The organism is Mycobacterium sp. IDUB_1 (assembly GCF_055419625.1).
This window is the reverse complement of sequence record NZ_JBVAYA010000001.1, coordinates 1,802,948-1,824,261: the sequence shown is the minus strand read 5'-3', so window position 1 is coordinate 1,824,261 and position 21,314 is coordinate 1,802,948. Positions and strand designations below refer to the sequence as shown.

General features: G+C 67.2%; 27 protein-coding genes and 3 tRNA genes. 11 read left to right on the top strand and 19 right to left on the bottom strand.

Features of this window, described 5'->3' with window-relative positions; genetic code table 11:
• Positions 1-240: 240 nt before the first annotated feature.
• From ACZYYX_RS09330 to ACZYYX_RS09310, 5 genes are all read right to left on the bottom strand, one after another.
• Positions 241-1,320, bottom strand: coding sequence for an ABC transporter ATP-binding protein (locus ACZYYX_RS09330; protein WP_463814130.1), 1,080 nt, complete (start codon positions 1,318-1,320; stop codon positions 241-243).
• A 188-nt stretch (positions 1,321-1,508) separates the two neighbouring features.
• Positions 1,509-1,898 (bottom strand): 50S ribosomal protein L7/L12, encoded by a 390-nt coding sequence (rplL, locus tag ACZYYX_RS09325; RefSeq protein WP_046361092.1) that lies wholly within the window; start codon positions 1,896-1,898, stop codon positions 1,509-1,511.
• 54 nt (positions 1,899-1,952) lie between these two features.
• The gene (gene rplJ, locus ACZYYX_RS09320; protein WP_463814129.1) at positions 1,953-2,480 is read right to left on the bottom strand and encodes a 50S ribosomal protein L10; all 528 of its coding nucleotides are present in this window, start codon (positions 2,478-2,480) and stop codon (positions 1,953-1,955) included.
• 246 nt (positions 2,481-2,726) lie between these two features.
• Entirely contained in the window at positions 2,727-3,629 is a 903-nt protein-coding gene (locus ACZYYX_RS09315) for an ROK family protein (RefSeq protein WP_463814128.1), read from the bottom strand.
• Positions 3,630-3,644: 15 nt separating this feature from the next.
• Entirely contained in the window at positions 3,645-4,598 is a 954-nt protein-coding gene (locus ACZYYX_RS09310; protein ID WP_463814127.1) for a helix-turn-helix transcriptional regulator, read from the bottom strand.
• Between the two features lie 64 nt (positions 4,599-4,662).
• On the opposite strand from ACZYYX_RS09310, the gene ACZYYX_RS09305 reads away from it, so the two are divergent.
• Positions 4,663-5,271, top strand: a complete 609-nt coding sequence (locus ACZYYX_RS09305) for a TetR/AcrR family transcriptional regulator (protein ID WP_463814126.1) — start codon at positions 4,663-4,665, stop codon at positions 5,269-5,271.
• Here ACZYYX_RS09305 and ACZYYX_RS09300 read toward each other — a convergent pair.
• The gene (locus ACZYYX_RS09300; RefSeq protein WP_463814125.1) at positions 5,217-5,789 is read right to left on the bottom strand and encodes a DUF308 domain-containing protein; all 573 of its coding nucleotides are present in this window, start codon (positions 5,787-5,789) and stop codon (positions 5,217-5,219) included. The two genes, ACZYYX_RS09305 and ACZYYX_RS09300, sit on opposite strands and share 55 nt — an antisense overlap.
• Positions 5,790-5,913: 124 nt before the next feature.
• Here ACZYYX_RS09300 and ACZYYX_RS09295 point away from each other — a divergent pair, with 124 nt between their 5' ends.
• Together ACZYYX_RS09295 and ACZYYX_RS09290 are read left to right on the top strand one after the other, a co-directional pair.
• The gene (locus ACZYYX_RS09295) at positions 5,914-6,450 is read left to right on the top strand and encodes a DinB family protein (RefSeq protein ID WP_463814124.1); all 537 of its coding nucleotides are present in this window, start codon (positions 5,914-5,916) and stop codon (positions 6,448-6,450) included.
• Positions 6,451-6,453: 3 nt separating this feature from the next.
• Complete coding sequence (locus ACZYYX_RS09290; protein WP_463814123.1) at positions 6,454-7,050, top strand: DinB family protein; 597 nt, start codon at positions 6,454-6,456, stop codon at positions 7,048-7,050.
• Positions 7,051-7,053: 3 nt separating this feature from the next.
• Here the strand turns inward: ACZYYX_RS09290 and ACZYYX_RS09285 are convergent, their stop codons facing one another.
• Positions 7,054-7,650: a TetR/AcrR family transcriptional regulator gene (locus ACZYYX_RS09285; RefSeq protein ID WP_463814122.1), complete on the bottom strand. Its 597-nt coding sequence runs from the start codon at positions 7,648-7,650 to the stop codon at positions 7,054-7,056.
• Positions 7,651-7,732: 82 nt separating this feature from the next.
• Here ACZYYX_RS09285 and ACZYYX_RS09280 point away from each other — a divergent pair, with 82 nt between their 5' ends.
• The 5 genes from ACZYYX_RS09280 (at position 7,733) to ACZYYX_RS09260 (ending at position 13,056) form a co-directional block, all read left to right on the top strand.
• A complete protein-coding gene (locus ACZYYX_RS09280; RefSeq protein WP_463814121.1) occupies positions 7,733-8,713 on the top strand; it encodes an oxygenase MpaB family protein in 981 nt (326 codons plus the stop codon).
• Positions 8,710-10,098, top strand: a complete 1,389-nt coding sequence (locus tag ACZYYX_RS09275; RefSeq protein ID WP_463814120.1) for an ABC1 kinase family protein — start codon at positions 8,710-8,712, stop codon at positions 10,096-10,098. The genes ACZYYX_RS09280 and ACZYYX_RS09275 overlap by 4 nt, the downstream gene beginning before the upstream one ends.
• The gene (locus ACZYYX_RS09270; protein WP_463814119.1) at positions 10,098-11,000 is read left to right on the top strand and encodes an alpha/beta fold hydrolase; all 903 of its coding nucleotides are present in this window, start codon (positions 10,098-10,100) and stop codon (positions 10,998-11,000) included. Before ACZYYX_RS09275 ends, ACZYYX_RS09270 begins: the two co-directional genes overlap by 1 nt.
• Before the next feature lie 127 nt (positions 11,001-11,127).
• Complete coding sequence (locus ACZYYX_RS09265; RefSeq protein WP_463814118.1) at positions 11,128-12,006, top strand: cyclopropane mycolic acid synthase family methyltransferase; 879 nt, start codon at positions 11,128-11,130, stop codon at positions 12,004-12,006.
• Positions 12,007-12,156: 150 nt separating this feature from the next.
• Positions 12,157-13,056 (top strand): cyclopropane mycolic acid synthase family methyltransferase, encoded by a 900-nt coding sequence (locus tag ACZYYX_RS09260; RefSeq protein ID WP_463814117.1) that lies wholly within the window; start codon positions 12,157-12,159, stop codon positions 13,054-13,056.
• A 341-nt stretch (positions 13,057-13,397) separates the two neighbouring features.
• On the opposite strand, the gene rplA is transcribed toward ACZYYX_RS09260, so the two are convergent.
• The 11 genes from rplA to ACZYYX_RS09205 all read right to left on the bottom strand — a co-directional run bounded on the left by rplA (position 13,398) and on the right by ACZYYX_RS09205 (position 18,174).
• The gene (gene rplA, locus ACZYYX_RS09255) at positions 13,398-14,105 is read right to left on the bottom strand and encodes a 50S ribosomal protein L1 (RefSeq protein ID WP_463814116.1); all 708 of its coding nucleotides are present in this window, start codon (positions 14,103-14,105) and stop codon (positions 13,398-13,400) included.
• A 64-nt stretch (positions 14,106-14,169) separates the two neighbouring features.
• Positions 14,170-14,598 carry a 50S ribosomal protein L11 gene (rplK, locus tag ACZYYX_RS09250; protein ID WP_046361080.1) on the bottom strand — a complete coding sequence of 143 codons (429 nt, stop codon included), beginning with the start codon at positions 14,596-14,598 and terminating at the stop codon, positions 14,170-14,172.
• Positions 14,599-14,653: 55 nt separating this feature from the next.
• A complete protein-coding gene (gene nusG, locus ACZYYX_RS09245; RefSeq protein WP_463814856.1) occupies positions 14,654-15,343 on the bottom strand; it encodes a transcription termination/antitermination protein NusG in 690 nt (229 codons plus the stop codon).
• 193 nt (positions 15,344-15,536) lie between these two features.
• Entirely contained in the window at positions 15,537-16,001 is a 465-nt protein-coding gene (secE, locus tag ACZYYX_RS09240) for a preprotein translocase subunit SecE (protein WP_463814115.1), read from the bottom strand.
• A 101-nt stretch (positions 16,002-16,102) separates the two neighbouring features.
• A tRNA-Trp gene (locus tag ACZYYX_RS09235) sits at positions 16,103-16,175 on the bottom strand.
• 127 nt (positions 16,176-16,302) lie between these two features.
• Positions 16,303-16,854 (bottom strand): (3R)-hydroxyacyl-ACP dehydratase subunit HadC, encoded by a 552-nt coding sequence (hadC, locus tag ACZYYX_RS09230; RefSeq protein ID WP_463814114.1) that lies wholly within the window; start codon positions 16,852-16,854, stop codon positions 16,303-16,305.
• A gap of 13 nt (positions 16,855-16,867) precedes the next feature.
• Positions 16,868-17,296 (bottom strand): (3R)-hydroxyacyl-ACP dehydratase subunit HadB, encoded by a 429-nt coding sequence (gene hadB / locus ACZYYX_RS09225; RefSeq protein WP_463814113.1) that lies wholly within the window; start codon positions 17,294-17,296, stop codon positions 16,868-16,870.
• A complete protein-coding gene (gene hadA, locus ACZYYX_RS09220) occupies positions 17,283-17,762 on the bottom strand; it encodes a (3R)-hydroxyacyl-ACP dehydratase subunit HadA (protein ID WP_463814112.1) in 480 nt (159 codons plus the stop codon). The genes hadB and hadA overlap by 14 nt, the downstream gene beginning before the upstream one ends.
• A gap of 15 nt (positions 17,763-17,777) precedes the next feature.
• Positions 17,778-17,945, bottom strand: a complete 168-nt coding sequence (gene rpmG, locus ACZYYX_RS09215; protein ID WP_003929651.1) for a 50S ribosomal protein L33 — start codon at positions 17,943-17,945, stop codon at positions 17,778-17,780.
• Between the two features lie 54 nt (positions 17,946-17,999).
• Positions 18,000-18,073 (bottom strand) — tRNA-Met (locus tag ACZYYX_RS09210).
• A 28-nt stretch (positions 18,074-18,101) separates the two neighbouring features.
• A tRNA-Thr gene (locus tag ACZYYX_RS09205) sits at positions 18,102-18,174 on the bottom strand.
• Between the two features lie 125 nt (positions 18,175-18,299).
• Between ACZYYX_RS09205 and ACZYYX_RS09200 the strand changes: the two genes are divergently transcribed.
• Together ACZYYX_RS09200 and ACZYYX_RS09195 are read left to right on the top strand one after the other, a co-directional pair.
• Complete coding sequence (locus ACZYYX_RS09200) at positions 18,300-19,016, top strand: MBL fold metallo-hydrolase (RefSeq protein ID WP_463814111.1); 717 nt, start codon at positions 18,300-18,302, stop codon at positions 19,014-19,016.
• Positions 18,992-20,107 carry a phospholipase effector Tle1 domain-containing protein gene (locus tag ACZYYX_RS09195; RefSeq protein ID WP_463814110.1) on the top strand — a complete coding sequence of 372 codons (1,116 nt, stop codon included), beginning with the start codon at positions 18,992-18,994 and terminating at the stop codon, positions 20,105-20,107. The genes ACZYYX_RS09200 and ACZYYX_RS09195 overlap by 25 nt, the downstream gene beginning before the upstream one ends.
• A 9-nt stretch (positions 20,108-20,116) precedes the next feature.
• Here ACZYYX_RS09195 and ACZYYX_RS09190 read toward each other — a convergent pair whose 3' ends face one another.
• On the bottom strand, positions 20,117-20,254 hold the full coding sequence (locus tag ACZYYX_RS09190) for a hypothetical protein (protein WP_463814109.1): 138 nt from the start codon (positions 20,252-20,254) through the stop codon (positions 20,117-20,119).
• 352 nt (positions 20,255-20,606) lie between these two features.
• Between ACZYYX_RS09190 and ACZYYX_RS09185 the strand changes: the two genes are divergently transcribed.
• Positions 20,607-21,308 carry a crotonase/enoyl-CoA hydratase family protein gene (locus tag ACZYYX_RS09185; RefSeq protein ID WP_463814108.1) on the top strand — a complete coding sequence of 234 codons (702 nt, stop codon included), beginning with the start codon at positions 20,607-20,609 and terminating at the stop codon, positions 21,306-21,308.
• Positions 21,309-21,314: the final 6 nt, after the last annotated feature.

Sequence of the window (21,314 nt, the reverse complement as noted above, 5' to 3'; positions counted from 1 at the left end):
GTCGACCATTATTCTCCTGTGTCAGAAAGCGCTGAGAAACCGCGTTTCTGTGCCCTAAGTGCGATTTTCCGCACGGCAACGCGATTCTGGCAAACTGTATAACCACCGCGGCGGAGCCGCAAGACAACGATCGATGAAAACTTGACGGGCGCCAAGAGACGGCGCCGGACAGGCCTGATTCAGAGCGCGCGACAGCGACTCACGCCAGGTTGAGGGGGCGCCCGCAGAGCGGGCGGGACATCAGCGGTTCTCGCCGCCGACGGGGATCCGACCGGTGGGTGCGTCGTCCTCGTCACGGCGCGAGGACGACTCCGCGTCGTAATCGCGGGCCGAGTTGTTGTTCGAGCCGTCCAGGTCGGCGCGGATGGCTTCCTGGGCGGCCGGAGGCAGGGTGTGCATGATCTCGCGCACCCGGGCCTGGCGACGGCCCACAGCCTTGCGCTCGGGCATGCCAGGGGTCGCCATCACCTGCGGCGGAACGCCCTCGATCTCCTCGGTGCCACCGTCATGGTGACCCGCGTCGACCATGGCCTGCTCCTCGGCCATCGTCGACTCGTCCTTCTCCTCCGACATACCGATCGGGCCGATCCGTCGACCGTTGAGGAACTGCTTGACCACCGGCTCATCGCTGGTCAGCAGCACTTCGCGGGGACCGAACATCACCAGGTGCTTGCGGAACAGCATGCCCATGTTGTCGGGCACCGTGCGGGCGATGTTGATGTTGTGCGTGACGATCAGGATCGTGCAGTCGATCTGGGCGTTGATGTCGATCAGCAACTGCGACAGGTACGCCGTACGCACCGGATCCAGACCAGAGTCCGGCTCGTCGCACAGGATGATCTGTGGGTCCAGCACCAGCGAGCGGGCCAGGCCGGCGCGCTTGCGCATACCGCCGGAGATCTCGCCCGGGAACTTGTCCTCGTCACCGCCCAGACCCACCAGGTCCAGCTTCTCCATCACGATCTGACGGATCTCGGATTCCTTCTTCTTCGTGTGCTCACGAAGCGGGAACGCCGTGTTGTCGTACAGGCTCATCGATCCGAACAGCGCGCCGTCCTGGAACATGACACCGAACAGCGTGCGGATCTCGTAGAGCTCCTTGGCCGAGCACTCGATGATGTTCGTGCCGTCGACGATGATCTTGCCGCGCTCCGGGCGCAGCAGACCGATCAGCGACTTCAGGAACACCGACTTACCGGTACCCGACGGGCCCAGCAGAACGCTCACCTCGCCGGCGGGCAGATCGAACGTGACGTCTTCCCAGATTCGCTGTGAGCCGAAGGACTTCGTCAACCCCTCGACCTGGATACCAATACCCACGCGAATTCCTCTCGCCAATCCAGCATCTGCTCGCCACGGATCCCCGCTTGTGGCTTGAGTCACCATAACCTACCGGTCACACGGCCGGGGCCGGACCGGGCCCGAACGTAGCGCGGGGCTGGTCTGTTTGCCAGACCAGCCCCACGACTGACGTCACCGTCAGAACGACGGCTCCGGAATACCTCTTACTACTTGACCGACACCGATGCGCCGGCGGCCTCGAGCTTGGCCTTGGCGTCCTCGGCGGCCTCCTTGGTGACCTTCTCGAGCAGCGGCTTGGGGGCGCTGTCGACCAGATCCTTGGCTTCCTTGAGGCCCAGGCCGGACACGATCTCGCGGACGACCTTGATGACGCCGATCTTCTTCTCGCCGGCACCTTCGAGGATGACGTCGAATTCCGACTGCTCCTCGGCGGCCTCGGCGGGGGCACCACCGGCGGGGCCGGCAGCGGCGACGGCGACCGGCGCCGCAGCGGTGACCTCGAAGGTCTCCTCGAACGCCTTCACGAACTCGCTCAGCTCGAGCAGGGTGAGCTCCTTGAACGCGTCGAGCAGCTCTTCAGTGGACAGCTTGGCCATGATGGTCCTTCCTTCGTTACTTCTTGATGTCAGTGGGTGTGTGCCGAGCAGCCGTCAGGCCGCTTCCTCGGCGGCCTTCTTTTCCTGCAGTGCGGCAGCCAGACGTGCGACCTGCGACGCCGGAGCGTTGAACAGACCGGCAGCCTTGGTCAGATTGCCCTTCATCGCGCCGGCCAGCTTGGCCAGCAGCACCTCGCGCGACTCGAGGTCCGCGATGCGGTTGACCTCGTCGACGGACAGCGCGCGGCCGTCCATGTAGCCGCCCTTGATGACCAGCGCCTTGTTGTCCTTGGCGAAGGTCTTGATCGCTTTGGCGGCGTCGACGGCCTCTCCCTTGACGAACGCGATCGCGGTGGGACCGGCGAACAGTTCGTCGAGGCCTTCGATGCCTGCCTCTGCCGCCGCACGCTTGACCAAGGTGTTCTTGGCAACGGTGTAGGTGGCGGAGTCGCCGAGCGAACGGCGCAGCTGCGCGAGGTTGGCGACCGTCAGTCCGCGGTATTCGGTGACGAGCGTCGCCGTCGCCTCCTTGAACTGTTCGGCGATGTCGGCGACCGCGGTGGCCTTTTCAGCCTTGGCCATGCATGCCTCCTCGTGGTGGGTGTACGGATGTCCCGTCGAGGAGCGCCGGCCGGACGCAGGAGAGAAGGTCTTGTGACGTCGTGAAACGACGAACGCCCCGACGCAGACAGGTCGGGGCGCACACATGTGAGGTACGTGCCTCGTCCTCCTGCGTGGGCCGCCGGGTGAAACCCGGACCTTCAACCATGTGACTGGTGACCGACGGTCTTCGGTGGAACCCGGCAAGAATAGCCTGCTGCGCCCCGATCAGCCAAAACGGCCGAGAGCGGCGGCGCCGATCAGCCCGGCGTCACCTCCCAGGTGGGCCGGCACCACCTCCAGGCCGCGGAGAAAACTCAACCCCGCGTACCGGTGCAGCGCCGCCCGCAGCGGGTCGAACAGCAGCTCCCCGGCGCGGGCCACACCGCCGCCGATGACCACGCGATCCAGGTCGCACACGGCGCCGACAGAGGCGATCATCCGGGCCAGCGCGTCGGCACCGCGACCGAATGCCTGCACGGCCACCGGGTCGCCCCGCCGCGCGTCCTCGGCCAGCTCCTTCGCGCCGGCCTCAGGTGGGGCCTGCCATCCGCGCTCGCGCGCCCACCGCGCCAGCCACGGGCCGGCTGCGACTGTCTCGACGCAGCCGTGCCCACCGCATGTGCACGGAGCGCCGTCCGGTTCCACCACCACGTGACCGACGTGGCCGGCGTTGCCGGTCCGTCCGTGACACGGCGCGCCGTCGAGAACGAGGCCGCCGCCGACGCCGGTCGAGACGACCATGCCGAGCAGGAATCGGGCTCCCACGGCCGCTCCTCGCCACTGCTCCCCCAGCGCCATGCACAATCCGTCACCGCCGAGACGCACGGTCGCGCCCGTGCGCTGCGCCACCCGCGCAACGATCGGAAAGCGTTGCCAGGCAACGATGTTGATAGGACTGACGGTGCCAGCCGGGACGTCGATCGGTCCGGCGGACGCAATGCCGACGGCGTCCACATCGCCACCGGCGGCGGCCAGGGCATCGACGAGCAGGGCGTCTGCGACGGCCCAGACCGCCTCGGCGTCGGCGCGCGGGGTCGGCAGTTCCGCGCGGTATCGCAGCGCACCGGAGTCGTCGACCAGTCCGACCGCGAGCTTCGTGCCGCCGACGTCGAGGGCGAGCGTGACCATCAGGTCGTCCTTTCTTCAGTGCGTGGCCCGGCGCAACCGCTCGCCGACCGCGGCCACAGCCTCGGCCACCTCGGGCGACCCGAGGACCTCGAACTCGGCGTCGACCATCGCGAGGTAGGGAACCATCTGCCGGGGATCGTCGGCACCTGCGGTGACGATGGTGGCGTCGGGGCCGTCGGCTTCGACGTTCACCGAGCCGGGCGGGAAGCACGGGGCGACGGTGTCGACGGGTGCGTGGTAGCGGACCCGGGCCACGTACCGGTAGGGCGATGTGCTGATGGATCGGCGCACGTAGGCGGCCGCGTCGGGGGCGTCGCGTGCGGTGAACGTGGTGCCGACGGCCGCGACGTCGGACATGCGGTCCAGCCGCAGGCTTCGCCAGTCTTCCCGGTCACGGTCATAGGCGAGCAGGTACCAGCGGCGTCCCGTGGTCACCAGCTGGTAGGGCTCCAGGCGGCGTCGCGTCGCGGTGCCGCCGCGGTCCACGTAGCCGGCGGTGACGTGCTCGCGGTCCCGGCTGGCCCGCGCGAGGGTCATCAGGACGTCGGGTTCGACGACGGATTCGGGTGCGCCCGACGTCAGCGTGACCGTGGCCTCGTGGACGGCGGAGACCTGGGAACGCAACCGCCGCGGCATCACCTGGTCGAGCTTGCTGAGCGCCCGCAGTGCCGACTCGCCGACCCCGGCGACGCTGCCGCCGGCCGCGAGCCGCAGGCAGACCGCCATCGCGACCGCCTCGTCCGGGTCCAGCAGCAGCGGCGGCAGCGCGGCGCCGGCGCCCAGTTGGTATCCGCCACCGTGTCCCCTGCTGGCGGCGACGGGATAGCCGAGCTCGCGCAGCCGCTCGATGTCGCGGCGCACGCTGCGGGTGGTCACGTTCAGCCGGGCGGCCAGCTCCTCCCCCGCCCACACCCGTCGTGACTGCAGCAGGCCGAGGAGCTGCAGAACGCGGCTGGTCGTCTCGGACATCTCGTCAGCGTGCCAGAGTCTGCGGACCGAAACTGTCCTATGAGGCGGGCGCTAACGTAGTCACGTGGCTACAGACAGCAGCACGCAGAGGGAGGCCGGTGCGCGCATCCGGCCCGTCGTGCTCTCCCACGCCGCGGATCTGTTCGCCGAGCGCGGACCGGCGGCCACGAGCCTGCGCGACATCGCCGAGCGCTCGAACATCAACGCTGGACTCATCTTTCGCCACATCGGCAACAAAGACGCCGTGGTGGCGGCGACGTTGGATCACCTCGCCGAGGAGCTGGACGCGGCTCGCTCGACGGCGGCGGGTCCGCGCGATGTCGAAGCTCTGGCCCAGCGCAACTGGACGGTGATCGCCAGGGCGTTGCTCGATGGTTTCGACGTCGGGCGGATGCAGCACCGGTTCCCGAATGTGGAGCAATTGATCGCTGTCGCCCGGGATCGTCTCGGAGATGACCAGGCTGCACGGGTGGCCACCGCCGATGCACTCGCGCTGCAGCTGGGATGGCGCCTGTTCGGACCGTTCTTGAAAGTGGCGACGGGCCTGGAGGACGGCCCGCTCGCCACCGTCCCGAACGCCGGCCCGCTGGCCGACCAGCTCGCCGACCCCCGGGGTCTTCAGCGTGAGCGCAGCAGCGACACGGAAAGCCAGCCCGCCGATACGAGGAAGTAGAGCGCCCCGAAGGCGGCATAGGGCGCGATGTCGGCGACGCTCGGAACACTCTGGCCGCCCGCTTTGACGAGGAACATGACGCCTGCGGCCGCGGATTGCACGCCGCTGATCACCAGAAACCATCGCCCCCCGACTCCCGTGCCGCGGCGCACGGTGGTGGCGACGAGCAGTAGGCCGGACAGGACCGCCCACACGCCGAACACGGCCAGAACGGCGTTCATGCCCAGGGTGAGCGCCCCGCCGACAGCCGCCGTGGTCACGACGCTGACGAGGACATTGACCAGGTGGGTGGGGTTGCGCCGGAGACCGCCCGCGCGCCGGGCGTCGGCGATGTTGGCGAGCGCGTCCCAGGCCGGATAACCGACCAGCAGGACGCCGGACAGAACGGGCGACATCGGGCCGACGGCCAGGGCTGTGGCCACCCACGCCAGCGATACGGCGCCGCGCACCGCGTAGTACCCCCGCAGCCACGAAGCTGTATCCGCGGTGCGGCGTGCGTCGAGCGTCGTTCCGGTCATGATTTCTCCTCAGAGTGTAGTCAATCGACTACACAAGTGTAGTCACACGACTACACCCACAGAAACTGCGAGACCGTCTGGTTTCAGGACCGGAACAGTCCTGAATGGGTGCGAGGCTGACGCCATGGACGTCACCGACGAACTGATCGACCAACTCGACCTGCACTGGCGGTCGCAGCTGCGGCCGCGGCTGACCGGGCTCACCGACGATGAGTACTACTGGCAACCGGTCCAGGACTGCTGGACGGTGCACCGCGACGGCCGCGTCGACTTCGCCGCCCCGCCTCCGGATCCCGAACCGTTCACCACGATCGCGTGGCGGCTGGCGCACGTGATCGTCGGAGTGCTGGCGATGCGCAGTCACTCGCACTTCGGGGGACCGCCCGCGGACTATGACTCCTGGCCCTACGCCACCGACGCCGCGACCGCGCTCGCCCAACTCGACGACGAGTACGACCGCTGGCTGCGCGGTGTCCGCAGCCTCGACGCCGACGCCCTGGAACGCCCGTGCGGACCGGCCGAAGGCCCGTACGGCGAGCGCCCGATGATCACGCTGGTGCTGCACATCAACCGAGAGATGATCCACCACGGTGCCGAAATCGCTTGCATCCGTGATCTTTACGCACACACCAACCTTCGCGCACAAAACAAGGAGAAGTGACAAATGCCCGGACTCCCCCCGCCCGCCACCGGCGAACGCCAGAGCCTGATCGAATTCCTCCGGTTCAACCAGAATGCGTTCTTCTCCGTCACCCACGGTCTGACCGACGAACAGGCCCGGGCAACGCCCTCGGCGAGCGCGCTGTCGGTCGGCGGCTTGGTCAAGCATGCCGCCGGCGTGCAGCGCGGCTGGCTCGCACGTGTCCTCGCGGCGCCCGACTTCCCCGCCCCCGACCCGCGGCCCATCGAGGAGCAGATGGCCGAGCACGCCGACCAGCACGTGATGCGCGACGACGAGACGTTGACCGAGCTGCTCGACGACTTGCGCAGCGTCAGCGACGACGTGCTGGCGGCGTTCGCCGAGAAAGACCTCGACACTCCCGTCCCGGTGCCCCATCAGGTGCCGTGGTTCCCCAGCGACGTGGATTTCTGGACCGTGCGCTGGGTGGGATTCCACCTCATCGAGGAGCTGACCCGGCACGCGGGTCACGCCGACATCATCCGCGAAACCTGCGATGGCGCAACGATGTACGAGTTGATGGCCGCCCACGAGGAATGGCCGGAGACCGACTTCATCAAGCGCTGGCGCCCAGCTGGCTGAGCCTCAGCGCAGCACGAGGGCGAGCGCGTGGTCGACGACGGCGTCGAGATCGTCGCCGAGGCGCCCGGCCAGCCACTGCTGCGCCAGCTCGGCCATTGCGCCGGCGTACAGCGCGGCCGCCACCTGCGCGGCCACCGGGTCGGAACCCGGGTGTAGTCGCCACCCCTCCGAGAGCACCGCCTCCCGCAGCAGGTCCTGGGTGGCGGCCCGGCGGGTGGCGAGTACCGGGTTGGCCCGGGCGTCGGTGAACAGCACCCGGCCCCGGCGCGGATCACTGGAGCTGAACTCGAGCACCGCGGCCATCCCGGCGCGGGTGCGGGCAGACAGGGATGCGCCCGCTGTGGTCATCGCGGCGTCGACCGCGGAGGTCAGCCCGACGCTGACCCGGTCGTAGACGGCGCCGAGAAGGGCGTCGACGTCGGCGAAACTCTCGTAGAAGTAGCGCGAGTTCAGGCCGCTCTCCCGGCATACGGACCGCACCGAGAGCGCCTGCTCACCGCCCTCCCCGAAGATGCGGTAGGCGGCGTCGACCAGCAGCTCCCGTCGCTCGGCGCGGCGGTCGACCAGCGGGACGCCCGCCCATCTCGTGGGAGTCGACACCCGATAAGGGTAGGCCGCCGCAGATCTGGTCACAACCGTATCCAGAAGCTAAACTGGGCACACCCGTGACCAGGAGGACCAGATGTTCCTGCCGCACCAGCTGATCGGCCAGGTGCTCGACCGTCGCTTCGACCAGGACGTCCGCCGCCACTTCTTCAAGGGAATGGAGTTCGCGACCCCCGCGGGAGATCCGGGCTGGTTCGGCCCGGACAGCGCCGTGTGGCACGTGCACTCGCACACCCACGCGCTGATCTTCGGGCTGCAGTGCGCCGCGTTCCTCGAGCGTCTCGACCCCTCCATCTATTGGATGGGCGTCCATCACTCCCGACTGGTTCGAGACGACACCCGCGATGACCCGATGCCCCAGATCGATCCCAAGGGCGCACTCACCCGGCTCGGACACTCGGTCGCCTTCTTCATCGGCACGGCCTACGGCTCGACCGAGACCGCCGAGCGCCTGGCCACCACCGTGGCTTCCATGCACCACACGATCAAGGGCACCCGGCCCGACGGTGCGCGTTACGACGCCGACGACCCCGAATGGTTGCGCTGGAACTACGCGACGGTCGCCTGGGGCATCGCCACCGCACACGAGCTCTACCATCCGAATCCATTGCGCGGCAAGAAGATCGACCGCTACTACGGTGAGTTCGTGCGCGTCGGGCACGCGCTGGGCGGCACCGATCTGCCCACCACGAAAGCCGACACGCTGGACTGCCTGAAGTCCTATCTGCCCAAGCTCGCGGTCACCTACGGCACCGCCATGGCGACCGGGCCGAACCTGCCGCTGCCGCAGGCCGCCCTGAACTGGGCCGTTCGCGACACCATGCCGTCCTGGGCCAAGGGACTGATCCAGCACCGCGACCCCAACATCGTCGAGCGCACCGCCCGGCGCGCTCTCGTGTGGTCCATCATCAACGGCGTCTCCGCCGCCTCCGGCGCGATGCCGGAGTTCACCCAGGCGAAAGCACGGGTGGCCGCGGGCTCACAGACAGAGCAGCCTGTGACCCGGGGCACACACATTTTCGAGCGTGCAGGCTCCTTTGAGACACTGCAGGGATGAGTACAACGCGGAACACACAGCACCGCGAGGTAGCCAAGCTCGATCGGGTGCCCCTGCCGGTCGAGGCAGCGCGCATCGGCGCGACTGGATGGCAGGTGACGCGCACCGGCGCCCGCGTGGTGGCGAAACTGCGCTCCCGCGGTTCGCTGCAGCAGAAGATCGTCAAGCAGATCCCCCAGGCCTTCGCTGACCTGGGCCCCACCTACGTCAAGTTCGGCCAGATCATCGCGTCCAGCCCCGGCGCCTTCGGTGAGCCCCTGAGCCGGGAGTTCCGCAGCCTCCTGGATCGCGTCCCGCCCGCCGACGCCGAAGCGGTGCACAAACTGTTCCGGGAAGAGCTGGGCGACGAGCCGACGAATCTGTTCGCCTCGTTCGACGAGAAGCCGTTCGCCTCCGCGTCGATCGCCCAGGTGCACTACGCGACGCTGCATAGCGGCGAAGAGGTCGTCGTGAAGATCCAGCGGCCGGGCATCCGCCGCCGCGTGGCCGCGGACCTGCAGATCCTCAAGCGGGGTGCCCGCATCGTCGAGTTCGCCAAGCTCGGGCAGCGGCTCTCCGCGCAGGACGTCGTGGCCGATTTCGCCGACAACCTGGCCGAGGAGCTGGATTTCCGGCTGGAGGCGCAGTCGATGGACGCCTGGGTGGCCCACATGCACGCCTCCCCGCTCGGCAAGAACATCCGGGTGCCGCAGGTCTATTGGGACCTCACCAGCGAGCGGGTGCTGACCATGGAACGCGTCTCGGGTACTCGCATCGACGACGTGGCCGCGATCCGCAAGAAGGGTTTCGACGGCACCGAGCTGGTCAAGGCGCTGCTGTTCAGCCTGTTCGAGGGCGGGCTCCGGCACGGCCTGTTCCACGGCGATCTCCACGCCGGCAATCTCTCCGTCGACGACGACGGCAGGATCGTGTTCTTCGACTTCGGCATCATGGGCCGCATCGATCCGCGGACCCGGTGGCTGCTGCGCGAGCTGGTGTACGCGCTGCTCGTCAAGAAGGACCACGCTGCGGCCGGCAAGATCGTCGTGCTGATGGGTGCGGTCGGCACGGTCAAGCCCGAGGCTCAGGCGGCCAAGGATCTCGAGAAGTTCGCCACCCCGTTGACGATGACGTCGCTGGGTGACCTCAGCTATGCCGAGATCGGTAAGCAGCTCTCCACGCTCGCCGAGGCTTACGACGTGAAACTGCCCCGCGAGCTGGTGCTCATCGGGAAGCAGTTCCTCTACGTCGAGCGCTACATGAAGCTGCTGGCGCCGAGCTGGCAGATGATGAGCGATCCGGCGCTGACGGGTTACTTCGCGAACTTCATGGTCGAAGTGTCCCGGGAGCACTCCGACGAGCGCTTGCGCGAGGACCCGACTAGCACCGCGGAGTTGGACGTCTGATGCAGGTGCGCAGTGGCACCGCACCGTCCGGCGAGATCGACATCCACTACGAGGACATGGGTGACCCGGGTGACCCGGCGGTCCTGCTGATCATGGGGCTGGGTGCGCAGATGATCTTCTGGCGCACCGAGTTCTGCGAGAAGTTGGTCAACCAGGGCCTGCGCGTGGTCCGCTTCGACAATCGCGACTGCGGGCTGTCGGGCAAGCTGCGCGGCCAGCGCTCTGGGGCCCCGCTGCCGTTCAGCATGGCGCGCTCGTTCCTCGGCATCGCGAGCCCGGCGCCCTACCGGCTCGAGGACATGGCCGACGACACCGCCGCGCTGGCCGACCATCTGGGCATCGAGCGCGCACACGTCGTCGGGGCGTCGATGGGCGGCATGATCGCGCAGGTGTTCGCCGCGCGCCACGCCGACCGCACCCGGTCGCTGGGCGTGATCTTCTCGAGCAACAACCAGCCGGCGCTCCCGCCGCCCGGACCGCAGCAACTGCTCGCGATCCTGTCCAAGCCGTCGGGCACGGGGCGCGACGCGATCGTCGACAACGCGGTCAAGGTCAGCAAGATCATCGGCAGCCCGGGATACCCCCGGTCCGACGATGCGCTGCGCGCCGAGGCCATCGAGGGCTTCGACCGCTCCTACTACCCGGCGGGGATCGGCAGACAGTTCTCGGCGATCCTGGGCAGCGGCAGCCTGCGCCACTACAACCGCGCGACCACCGCGCCCACGGTCGTGATCCACGGCACGGCCGACAAGTTGATGCGCCCGTCGGGCGGCCGCGCAATCGCCCGCGCGATCCCCGACGCCCGGCTGGTTCTGCTCGACGGCATGGGCCATGAGCTGCCCGAACCCCTGTGGGACGACATCGTCGGGGAGCTGAAGACGACGTTCGCACAGGGGCACTGAAGCTCCGGGCACGTCAATTCGGGCGATTCGGGACCTGCCGGGGAGACCACGTAACATGCCTGTCGGACATGCGTGACCGCCGTTTCAGGAGATCCTCTTCGGGCAGCATGCCCAGGAAGCCACGCTCATGGCCTCGAACAAGAAAAACCTGACTCCCCACTTCGACGACGTCCAGGCGCACTACGACCTGTCCGACGAGTTCTTCCGCCTGTTCCTCGACCCGTCGCAGATGTACAGCTGCGCGTACTTCGAGCGCGAGGACATGACGCTGGAAGAGGCGCAGCGCGCCAAGGTCGATCTGGCGCTCGGCAAGCTCGGTCTCGAGCCCGGCATGACGCTGCTCGACGTCGGCTGCGGCTGGGGTTACACGATGATGCGCGCGATCGAGCTCTACGACGTGAACGTCATCGGCCTGACGCTCAGCGAGAACCAGAAGGCACACGTGGAGCGCACGTTCGCCGCGTCGCAGAGCCCCCGCACCAAGGAGATCCGCCTCGAGGGCTGGGAGAGCTTCGACCAGCCGGTGGACCGCATCGTCTCCATCGGGGCGTTCGAGCACTTCGGCAAGGACCGCTGGGACGACTTCTTCACCACCGCCTACAAGGTGCTGCCCGACGACGGTGTGATGCTGCTGCACACCATCACCGCGCTGACGATCCCGCAGATGATCGAACGCGGCATTCCGCTGACCTTCTCGGTCGCCCGGTTCATCAAGTTCATCCTCACGGAGATCTTCCCGGGCGGGTACCTGCCGACGATCGAGCTGGTCGGTGAGTATGCCGGCAAGGCGGGCTTCACGTTGACTCGCGAGCAGTCGCTGCAGCCGCACTACGCGCGCACCCTGGACCACTGGGCGGCCGCGTTGGAGGCGCACAAGGACGAGGCGATCGCCGTGCAGTCCGAAGAGGTCTACGACCGCTACATGCACTACCTCACCGGCTGTGCCGATTCGTTCCGCAAGGGCTACACCGACGTCAACCAGTTCACGTTGGTCAAGAAGCCCTGAGCGGATTGGCCCGTGCAGACGCCGACCCGATAGGCTGATCGCCCAAGAGAGCGTGTTTACCGCTAGGCCGTGCACTGTTTGGGTACGGTCGGGACACCATCGCGATGTCGCATCGGGCGGGGGCCCACGAAATTGAGGACGAACAAGCGCATGTCTGACAACTCCACCGGCACGAAGGATCTGACCCCTCATTTCGAGGACATCCAGGCCCACTACGACCTGTCGGACGACTTCTTCGGTGTGTTCCAGGACCCCACCCGCAAGTACAGCTGTGCGTACTTCACCGGTCCCAACGCAACGCTGTCGGAAGGCCAGATCGCCAACGTCGATCAGCATCTGGATCGGCTCGACCTCAAGCCGGGGATGACGCTGCTCGAGGTCGGCTGCGGTTGGGGGCTGACGCTGCAGCGAGCGATGGAGAAATACGACGTCAACGTCATCGGCCTGACGCTGAGCAAGAACCAGAAGGCCTACTGCGATCAGTTGCTGTCGAGGCTGGACACCGAGCGCACGTTCGACGTGCGCCTGGAGGGCTGGGAGCAGTTCCACTCCCCCGTCGACCGCATCGTGTCCATCGAGGCCATCGAGCACTTCGGCTTCGACCGTTTCGACGATTTCTTCAAGTCGTGCTTCGACATCCTGCCCGAGGACGGCCGGATGACGATCCAGAGCAGCTGCGGCTACCACCCCTACGATCTGCAGGCCCGCGGCAAGAAGCTCACCTTCGAGCTCGCCCGCTTCGCGAAGTTCATGGCCGAGGTGATCTTCCCAGGTGGCCGCATCCCGTCGACGAAGATGCTGGTGGAGCACGGCGAGAAAGCCGGTTTCACGGTGCCCGAGACGCTGTCGCTACGGAACCACTACATCAAAACGCTCGGCATCTGGGCCGCTCGCCTCGAGCAGCACAAGGACGAGGCTATCGCCGCGGCCGGTGAGCAGAGCTACAACGACTACATGCGCTACCTGACCGGTTGCCAGTACTACTACGTCGACGAAGCGCTCGACGTCAGCCTCGTCACCTACCTGAAGCCGGGTGCCGCGGCCGTCTGAGCCCCTTCCCTTTTCACTGATGACGGCGCGGTTGCCCGTCACCGGTGTTATGTTGCCTGGCAGGGGCTCCTCGACCACCGCATCAGGGTTCGATGTGGGGGACAACTCGGATCTCCGGCTGATGCCGCTCACCTGTCGTTCGTGGGGGACGACGGCTGCGCCTTCGGCCGGGCTCGTCGGTGGTCGAGGAGCTTTTCAGCACCCCCTACATACCGAAAAGTCCCCCACGCCGAAGCGCGGGGGACTCTTGCTGGATTCGGCTGGCGCCTACTCCTCCGTGCCGATGGTCGGATTCGGCTGGCGCCTACTCCTCCGTGCCCATGGTCGGATTCGGCTGGCGCCTACTCCTCCGTGAAGTTGCGGGTCACCGCCGGGTCCACCGGGATGCCGGGGCCGGTGGTGGTCGAGACGACGACCTTCTTCAGGTAGCGGCCCTTCGAGGAGGACGGCTTGGCGCGCAGGATCTCGTCGAGCGCGGCGCCGTAGTTCTCCACCAGCGACTTCTCGTCGAACGACGCCTTGCCGATGATGAAGTGCAGGTTGGCCTGCTTGTCCACGCGGAAGTTGATCTTGCCGCCCTTGATGTCGTTGACGGCCTTGGTGACGTCCGGGGTGACGGTGCCGGTCTTGGGGTTCGGCATCAGGCCGCGGGGCCCGAGGATGCGTGCGATGCGGCCGACCTTGGCCATCTGGTCGGGGGTGGCGATCGCGGCGTCGAAGTCGAGGAACCCGCCCTGGATCTTCTCGATCAGGTCGTCGCTGCCGACGACGTCGGCGCCGGCGGCCAGCGCCTGCTCGGCCTTGTCGCCGACGGCGAACACCGCGACGCGGGCGGTCTTACCGGTGCCGTGCGGCAGGTTGACGGTGCCGCGCACCATCTGGTCGGCCTTACGGGGATCGACGCCCAGGCGGATCGCGACCTCGACGGTGGCGTCCTGCTTCTTCGACGACGTGTCCTTGGCCAGCTTCGCGGCCTCGAGCGGCGTGTAGAGCCGGGTCTTGTCGACCTTCTCGGCGGCTTCCTTGTAGGCCTTGCTGTTCTTGCTCATTGATGTCTCCTTGATTCAGAGGTCGTGGTTGCGAGCCGAAGCGGGCTCTCCCACAGGGGTGGTCTTATTCGACCGTGATACCCATGGACCGGGCCGTACCGGCGATGATCTTCGCGGCCTGATCGATGTCGTTGGCGTTGAGATCTTCCTTCTTGGTCTCGGCGATCTCGCGCACCTGATCCCAGGTCACCTTGGCGACCTTGGTCTTGTGCGGCTCACCGGAACCCTTCTGCACGCCGGCAGCCTTGAGCAGCAGCTTGGCCGCAGGCGGCGTCTTCAGCGCGAACGTGAAGGTGCGGTCCTCGTAGACGGTGATCTCCACGGGGATGACGTTGCCGCGCTGCGACTCGGTCGCCGCGTTGTACGCCTTGCAGAACTCCATGATGTTGACGCCGTGCTGGCCGAGCGCGGGACCGACCGGCGGGGCGGGGTTGGCCTGCCCGGCCTGGATCTGCAGCTTGATCAGCCCGGAGACCTTCTTCTTCGGGGGCATGGTTGTGCTGTCCTTCTTCTATCTCGTGGGCGTCCTCACGACCGAGGGGCCCGGCTTAAATCTTGGCGACCTGGTTGAAGGTCAGTTCGACCGGCGTCTCACGACCGAAGATCGACACCAGCACCTTGAGCTTCTGCTGTTCGGCGTTGACCTCGCTGATCGATGCCGGCAACGTCGCGAACGGCCCGTCCATGACGGTGACGGACTCGCCGACCTCGAAGTCGACCAGGATCTCGGGACGCTCCATCGACGCCTCGGACGATGCCGCCGACGTCGACGCAGCCTTGCCGGGCTTCTTCGCCGCTGCCGGGGGCAGCAGGAACTTCACCACGTCGTCGAGCGACAGCGGCGAGGGCCGCGACGTCGCGCCGACGAAGCCGGTGACACCGGGGGTGTTCCGCACGGCGCCCCACGACTCGTCGTTGAGCTCCATGCGCACCAGGATGTAGCCGGGCAGCACCTTGCGGTTGACCTGCTTGCGCTGGCCGTTCTTGATCTCGGTGACCTCTTCGGTGGGCACCTCGACCTGGAAGATGTAGTCGCCGACGTCCAGGTTCTGCACGCGGGTCTCGAGGTTGGCCTTCACCTTGTTCTCGTACCCGGCGTAGGAGTGGATCACGTACCAGTCGCCCGGCTTGAGACGCAGCTCCTTCTTCAGCGCGACCGCGGGGTCTTCGTCTTCCTCGACAACCGGTGCTTCGTCGGCTTCAGGGGCCTCGGCGGGGGTTTCGTCGGCCGCATCCAGGGGCGCGTCCTCGACGGCTTCGGCCGGGCTGGTCTCCTCGAGATGCTCGGCGGCCTCGTCGGCGATCACCACTGCCGGATCGGCCTCTTCGGCGCGCGCCTCGGACACGCTCGCGGCAGTCTCGCCGTCGAAGCTGGTCACGTGTCAGTCCTCTCTACAGATGTATTGCGTCGGGGTGGGGTGACCGTGCAGGTCAGCCGAACACCAACGTCACGAGCTTGGCCAGGCCCAGGTCCACTCCGCCGATCAGCGCCACCATGAAGACCAGGAACACCAGCACCACGGTGGTGTAGCTGACCATCTGCTTGCGGTTCGGCCAGATAACCTTGCGCAGCTCGGCGACAACTTCCTTCAGGTAGTTGAGGACGAAGAGGATGGGATTGCGCGACGGCCCGTCCTTGGGCTTGCGCGCCGTCTTCTTCTTCGCCTTCGGGCCCTTGCCGTCGTCCTTGCCGCCCGACCCGTCGGCCTCGGGTGCCGCGTCGGTGTCGGAGGTGTCATCGGCAGTGCTATTGCCATCCGCCGCCCGGCGCGACCGCTTGCCCGTCGGTCGCAGCGGGCGGTTCACGACCGCGGTCTGCGCTCGTGCGTCACCGCCGTCGGTCTCCGCGCCGCTGTCGGTGCCTGCCGAGCTGGCACCGTCGCGCTCGTCGCTCACCGCGTGCTCCCTCGTGATCGGTCGTCATGGGTCCCGGTTCGCGGGCCCCTCCAGTCCAGTATCCAGACCGGCCGGTCCCACGTATCGAGTATTCAGTTGAGCAGGGGCGACAGGACTTGAACCTGCAACCTGCGGTTTTGGAGACCGCTGCTCTGCCAGTTGAGCTACGCCCCTAGACGGGTTCCCTGTAGGGCCCACACAATTTGCGCGCTCCCCGTGCGGTGACACAAGCCCCGACGGACAGCGCGCTCAACTGGGAAAACCCCGAGGACCGAGTGTAGCGCGCCGCGGGTCGGAGTTACTAATCCGTCGTCGGCTCCGCGCCCAGCGAGTCATCGGAGGTGTCGTGTGTGACGGGCTTGCGCACCACCTGGCCCGTCTCGGGATCCCACCCCGCCGAGATGGAGTTGTCACCTTCGTGGCCCATCAGGGTGGTGAAGGACTCCATCACGATCTCGCCGTCCGGATCGGTGAGGACGTTGCGGGTGGTGACGATGTCGGCGCCGAACCGTTCGTCGACGCTCTGGATGTACATCGTCCCGTTGAGCGCGTCGCCGGCCCTGATCGGACGGTGGAACAGGAACTTCTGATCGACCTGCACGATCTGCATGGTCGCCAGGCCCACGTCGACGTGCTGGAAGAAGTGGTTCTGGATCATCACCGCGAAGATCGACATGAACGTCGGCGGGGCTATCAACGAATCGTGCCCGAGCTCGGCGGCGGCCTTCTCGTCCAGCGTGGCGGGATCGGTGACCTTCACGGACTTGGCGTACTGGCGGACCTGTTCGCGGCCCACCAGGAAGGTGTCGGGGTACTTCCAGACCATCCCGCGGATGTCGGTTTTGAGTGCCATGAGTCAGACCTGCCTACGCCAGCTTCGCCGTCGCCACGGCACGGCCGAAGATCTTCTTGCCGCCTGCGGTCGCGGTGAGCGCGATGGTGATCGACTTCGATTCCGGCTCAACGGATTTCACGCGGCCGTTGAACACGATCTCGGCACCCTTGCCGTCGTTGGGGACGGGGACGACGGCGGTGAAGCGCACGTTGTACTCGGTGACAGCGGCCGGGTCGCCCACCCAGGCGGTGACGTACCCGCCACCGAGGCCCATGGTCAGCATGCCGTGGGCGATCGCGGTGTCCAGGCCGACCTGCTTGGCGATGTCGTCGTCCCAGTGGATCGGGTTGAGGTCGCCGGACACGCCGGCGTAGTTGACCAGATCGGCCCGCGTCAGCGGGATGACCCGCTCGGGAAGCTGATCGCCGACCTTGACCGAACTGAACTCACGCAGTGCCATCTGAAAAGCCACTCTCTCCGTCTTCTTCGCTCCGCCCCGCCAGGGTGGTGTAGGACTCCTGGACGACGTCGCCGTTGCCGTTGCTGACGATGTTCTTGGTGACGATGATGTCGGTGCCGTGCGCCGTGCGCACCGAATCGATCCACACGTCGATGTACAGCGTGTCGCCGGCCTGGATCGGGCGGACGAATTTCAGCGACTGATCGACCTGCACGATCTGGGCGTCGGCGATCGCGATGTCGGCGGAATCGAACATCGCCCGCTGCGCCTGGTAGCCGAACACCGAGATGAACGTCAGTGGGGCGAGCAGAGCGTCGTACCCGAGTTCGGCACTGGCCTGCTCGTCGAAGAACGCGTCGTCGTCGTTCTTGACCGCGGTCGCGTACTCGCGGATCTTCTCACGGCCGACGACGTAGTGATCGGGATGCCGATAGTGCAGCCCGACGAACTCGTCCAGGAAAGACACGGCGCAGCGGTGGTCCTAGCGGGACTCTTTGTGAGCCTGGTGCTTGCCGCAGTTCGGGCAGAACTTCTTGATCTCGAGCCGATCGGGATCGTTGCGGCGGTTCTTCTTGGTGATGTAGTTACGGTGCTTGCACACCTCGCAGGCCAAGGTGATCTTGGGCCGTACGTCGGTACTGGAGGCCACGGCAGTCGTCTCTTTCTTCTACGTCTCTTCGAGATACGTCTCGTTAGTGTCTTGTAGCGGTGGGGGGACTCGATCCCCCGACCTCACGATTATGAGTCGTGCGCTCTAACCAGCTGAGCTACACCGCCCCGGACGGACCCGCACAGCGGTCCACCGAGCCCCCTAACGGAATCGAACCGTTGACCTTTTCCTTACCATGGAAACGCTCTACCGACTGAGCTAAGGGGGCCTGCAGCACGTCACGGTGCGACGAGCCTTGAAAAGGGTACATTCTCACCGATTGCGGCGCCAAACCGCTGGTCGTGCCAGGCACGCCACGGCTGTTCAGGGCGCAGGCCGCCTACGCTGACCCGCATGGCCGAAGACGATCGTCTCTATTTCCGTCAGCTCCTGTCGGGCCGCGATTTCGCGGCCGGCGACATGATCGCCGAACAGATGCGCAATTTCGCCTATCTGATCGGCGACTCCGAGACCGGTGACGCCGTCATCGTCGACCCGGCGTACGCCGCCGGAGATCTGGTCGACGTCCTCGACGCGGACGGCATGCGGCTGGCCGGGGTGTTGGTCACCCATCACCATCCCGATCACGTCGGCGGATCGATGATGGGATTCGAGCTCAAGGGCCTGGCCGAGCTGCTGGAACGGGTCAGCGTGCCGGTTCACGTCAATACCCACGAAGCGGACTGGGTCTCCCGGATCACCGGGATCGCCCCGAGCGAGCTGACCGCGCACCACCACGGCGACACCGTCGAGGTCGGCTCGATCGCGATCGAGCTACTGCACACGCCCGGTCACACGCCCGGTAGCCAGTGCTTCCTGCTCGACGGCCGGCTGGTCGCCGGGGACACGTTGTTCCTGGAGGGCTGCGGCCGCACGGATTTCCCGGGCGGCAACGTCGACGACATGTTCCGCAGCCTGCAGGCGTTGGCCGCTCTGCCCGGTGACCCGACCGTGTTCCCCGGCCACTGGTACTCGGCGGCAAAGAGCGCGCCGCTGGATTCCGTGCGCCGCAGCAACTACGTCTACCGTGCGAGCAGTCTCGCTCAGTGGCGCACGCTGATGGGCGGCTGACGGCCCTCGTTCTGCCGATTCCGGCCCCGGTGGCATCGCGTTCTGGCAAACTTCCCTCCCGGGCGCATCCGCACATCCCGTCGGGGGCCATCGTGAAGAACATCGCGCTGTGTTTCGACAACTTCAATCCGGCCGGCAACGCCGTGGCGTTCGCCGGGATGCTGCGCCGATCCGCCGGGCAGCTCGTCTGGACTCCTGCTCACGTGCCACGAGACGGCCGGCCGCGTCACCGCCGTGAACTCGACGCGGCGCGAGGGCACGTCGTCGCTGCCTACGACTTCCTCACCGATGCGTGGGAGCCCGGGGACCGCGTGTTCATCGTGGGTGCGGGTCGAGATGGCGTGTGCGCCCGCGCCCTGGCCCGGCTGGTCGGCACGGTGGGAGTGCTGCCCGCAGATGACGCGACGGGCTCGCTCGCCGAGCTGCGCGACTACCTGCTGAGCACCTACGCGATCTCCCGGACCGCGCGCGACGGGGCCGACTGGCAGCGCCTGCGCAGAGTGGCCGAGGAACTGCGCGGACGGGACGAGCCTCCGGCGACGGTGCGGTTCCTCGGATTGTGGGACACCCGCGGTGTCCCGGGTGTGCCGCGTGGCGCCTGCGCCGATCCCGCGACGCACGTCGAGGCGGCTCGGCACGCGCTGGCCATCGACGCACACACGTCGGCGATCCCGTTCGGCAGCGCCGCGGATGCACACCAGCAGGTGTGGTTCCGCGGTGCGCACGGTGACATCACTCGTGCGCGACACTCGTGCGCGGCGCTCTCAGACATCGCGCTGGACTGGGTGCTCGACGGTGCGGTCAGCGCCGGGGCCGAGCTCGCCGATCCCGCCGGACACCAGGCGCCCAATACGATCGACGCGCTGGCCGGAAGCCACCATCCGGTCTCGCCGCGCCGCCTGCCCGCCGGTGCAGCCGTGCACGCCAGCGTTGAGTGCTACCTGCGCGCGCACCCGGCGTACTGGCGACGGTTGCCCGCTCAGGTGGAATGGGCCGACCCCGACTGGGTGGCGCGCGGCGAGCGTCTGATGGTCTCCCCACAGACCACAGAGACGCCCGCCGCGCAGGACGCGCTCATCAGCACGTCCTGAGATCGACCGTCAGCGCCAGCCGGCGCCGATCCCGCATTCCCAGAGGCTGAGCGTGGGAATCCCGCTGGTACGCCGAGCTTTTCGGCCCTTCACCCGGTGCCTGCGGCGGTCGGGTTCGGGATCTGCCTGCTTGCGGTGTGCGCGCATCGTTCGTCCTCCTCCGTGGTAAGCGCGGCGACCCCTCGTAACCGCCGCGCTTGGATATCACGCTATGGAGGTGTGGCGGCCAGGTCTTGCGTAGTCGAGTACTTAATTACGGGGACGCTGCGCGCCACCGATTGCGTAGTCGCGCGCTTCGCTCCTGCCCTCCGCTGTTCTTTCCCCGGTCGCTTCGCTCCTGCCCGCCGCTGTTATTTCCCCGGTCGCTTCGCTCCTGCCCTCCGCTGCCTTTTCCCCGGTCGCTTCGCTCCTGCCCTCCGCTGCCTTTTCCCCGGTCGCTTCGCTCCTGCCCTCCGCTGTTAGGTTCGATGCGCCCTCACACCTCGCCCCAGGAGACCCGATGACCAGCACCGTGTCCTATGAGCTCGCCGATTCCGTGGCCACCATCACGCTCGACGACGGCAAGGTCAACGTCCTCGGCCCGGACATGCAGGCAGCGATCAACGAGGCACTGGACCGCGCCGAGGCAGACAAGGCCAAGGCCGTCGTGCTCGCCGGCAACTCGCGGGTGTTCAGCGGCGGTTTCGACCTCGCGGTGTTCCAATCCGGGGATCCCGCGGCGGCGCTCGGCATGCTCTCGGGCGGCTTCAAGCTCTCACTGCGCACGCTGACGTTCCCGGTCCCGGTGATCATCGCCGCGACGGGCCCCGCGATCGCGATGGGATCGTTCCTGCTGTTGTCGGCCGACCATCGCGTAGGGGCACCGAAGTCACGCTGTCAGGCGATCGAGGTCGCGATCGGCATGACCATCCCGATCTCCGCGATCGAGATCATGCGGATGCGCCTCACCCCTGCGGCCTTCGAACGCGGCACCGCACTCGCCGCGACGTTCGTCGGCGACGCCGCGATCGCGGCGGGCTGGCTCGACGAGATCGTCGAGGCCGATCAGGTGTTGGCCCGCGCGCAGCAGGTGGCCCAGGAGGCGGCGTCCACGCTGCACGCCGGCGCCCACCTGGCCACCAAGCTCAAGGCCCGCAAGCCCGCCCTCGACGCCATTCAAGCCGGAATCGACGGCCTGGCCGCCGAATTCACGCTGGGCTGAGCCATG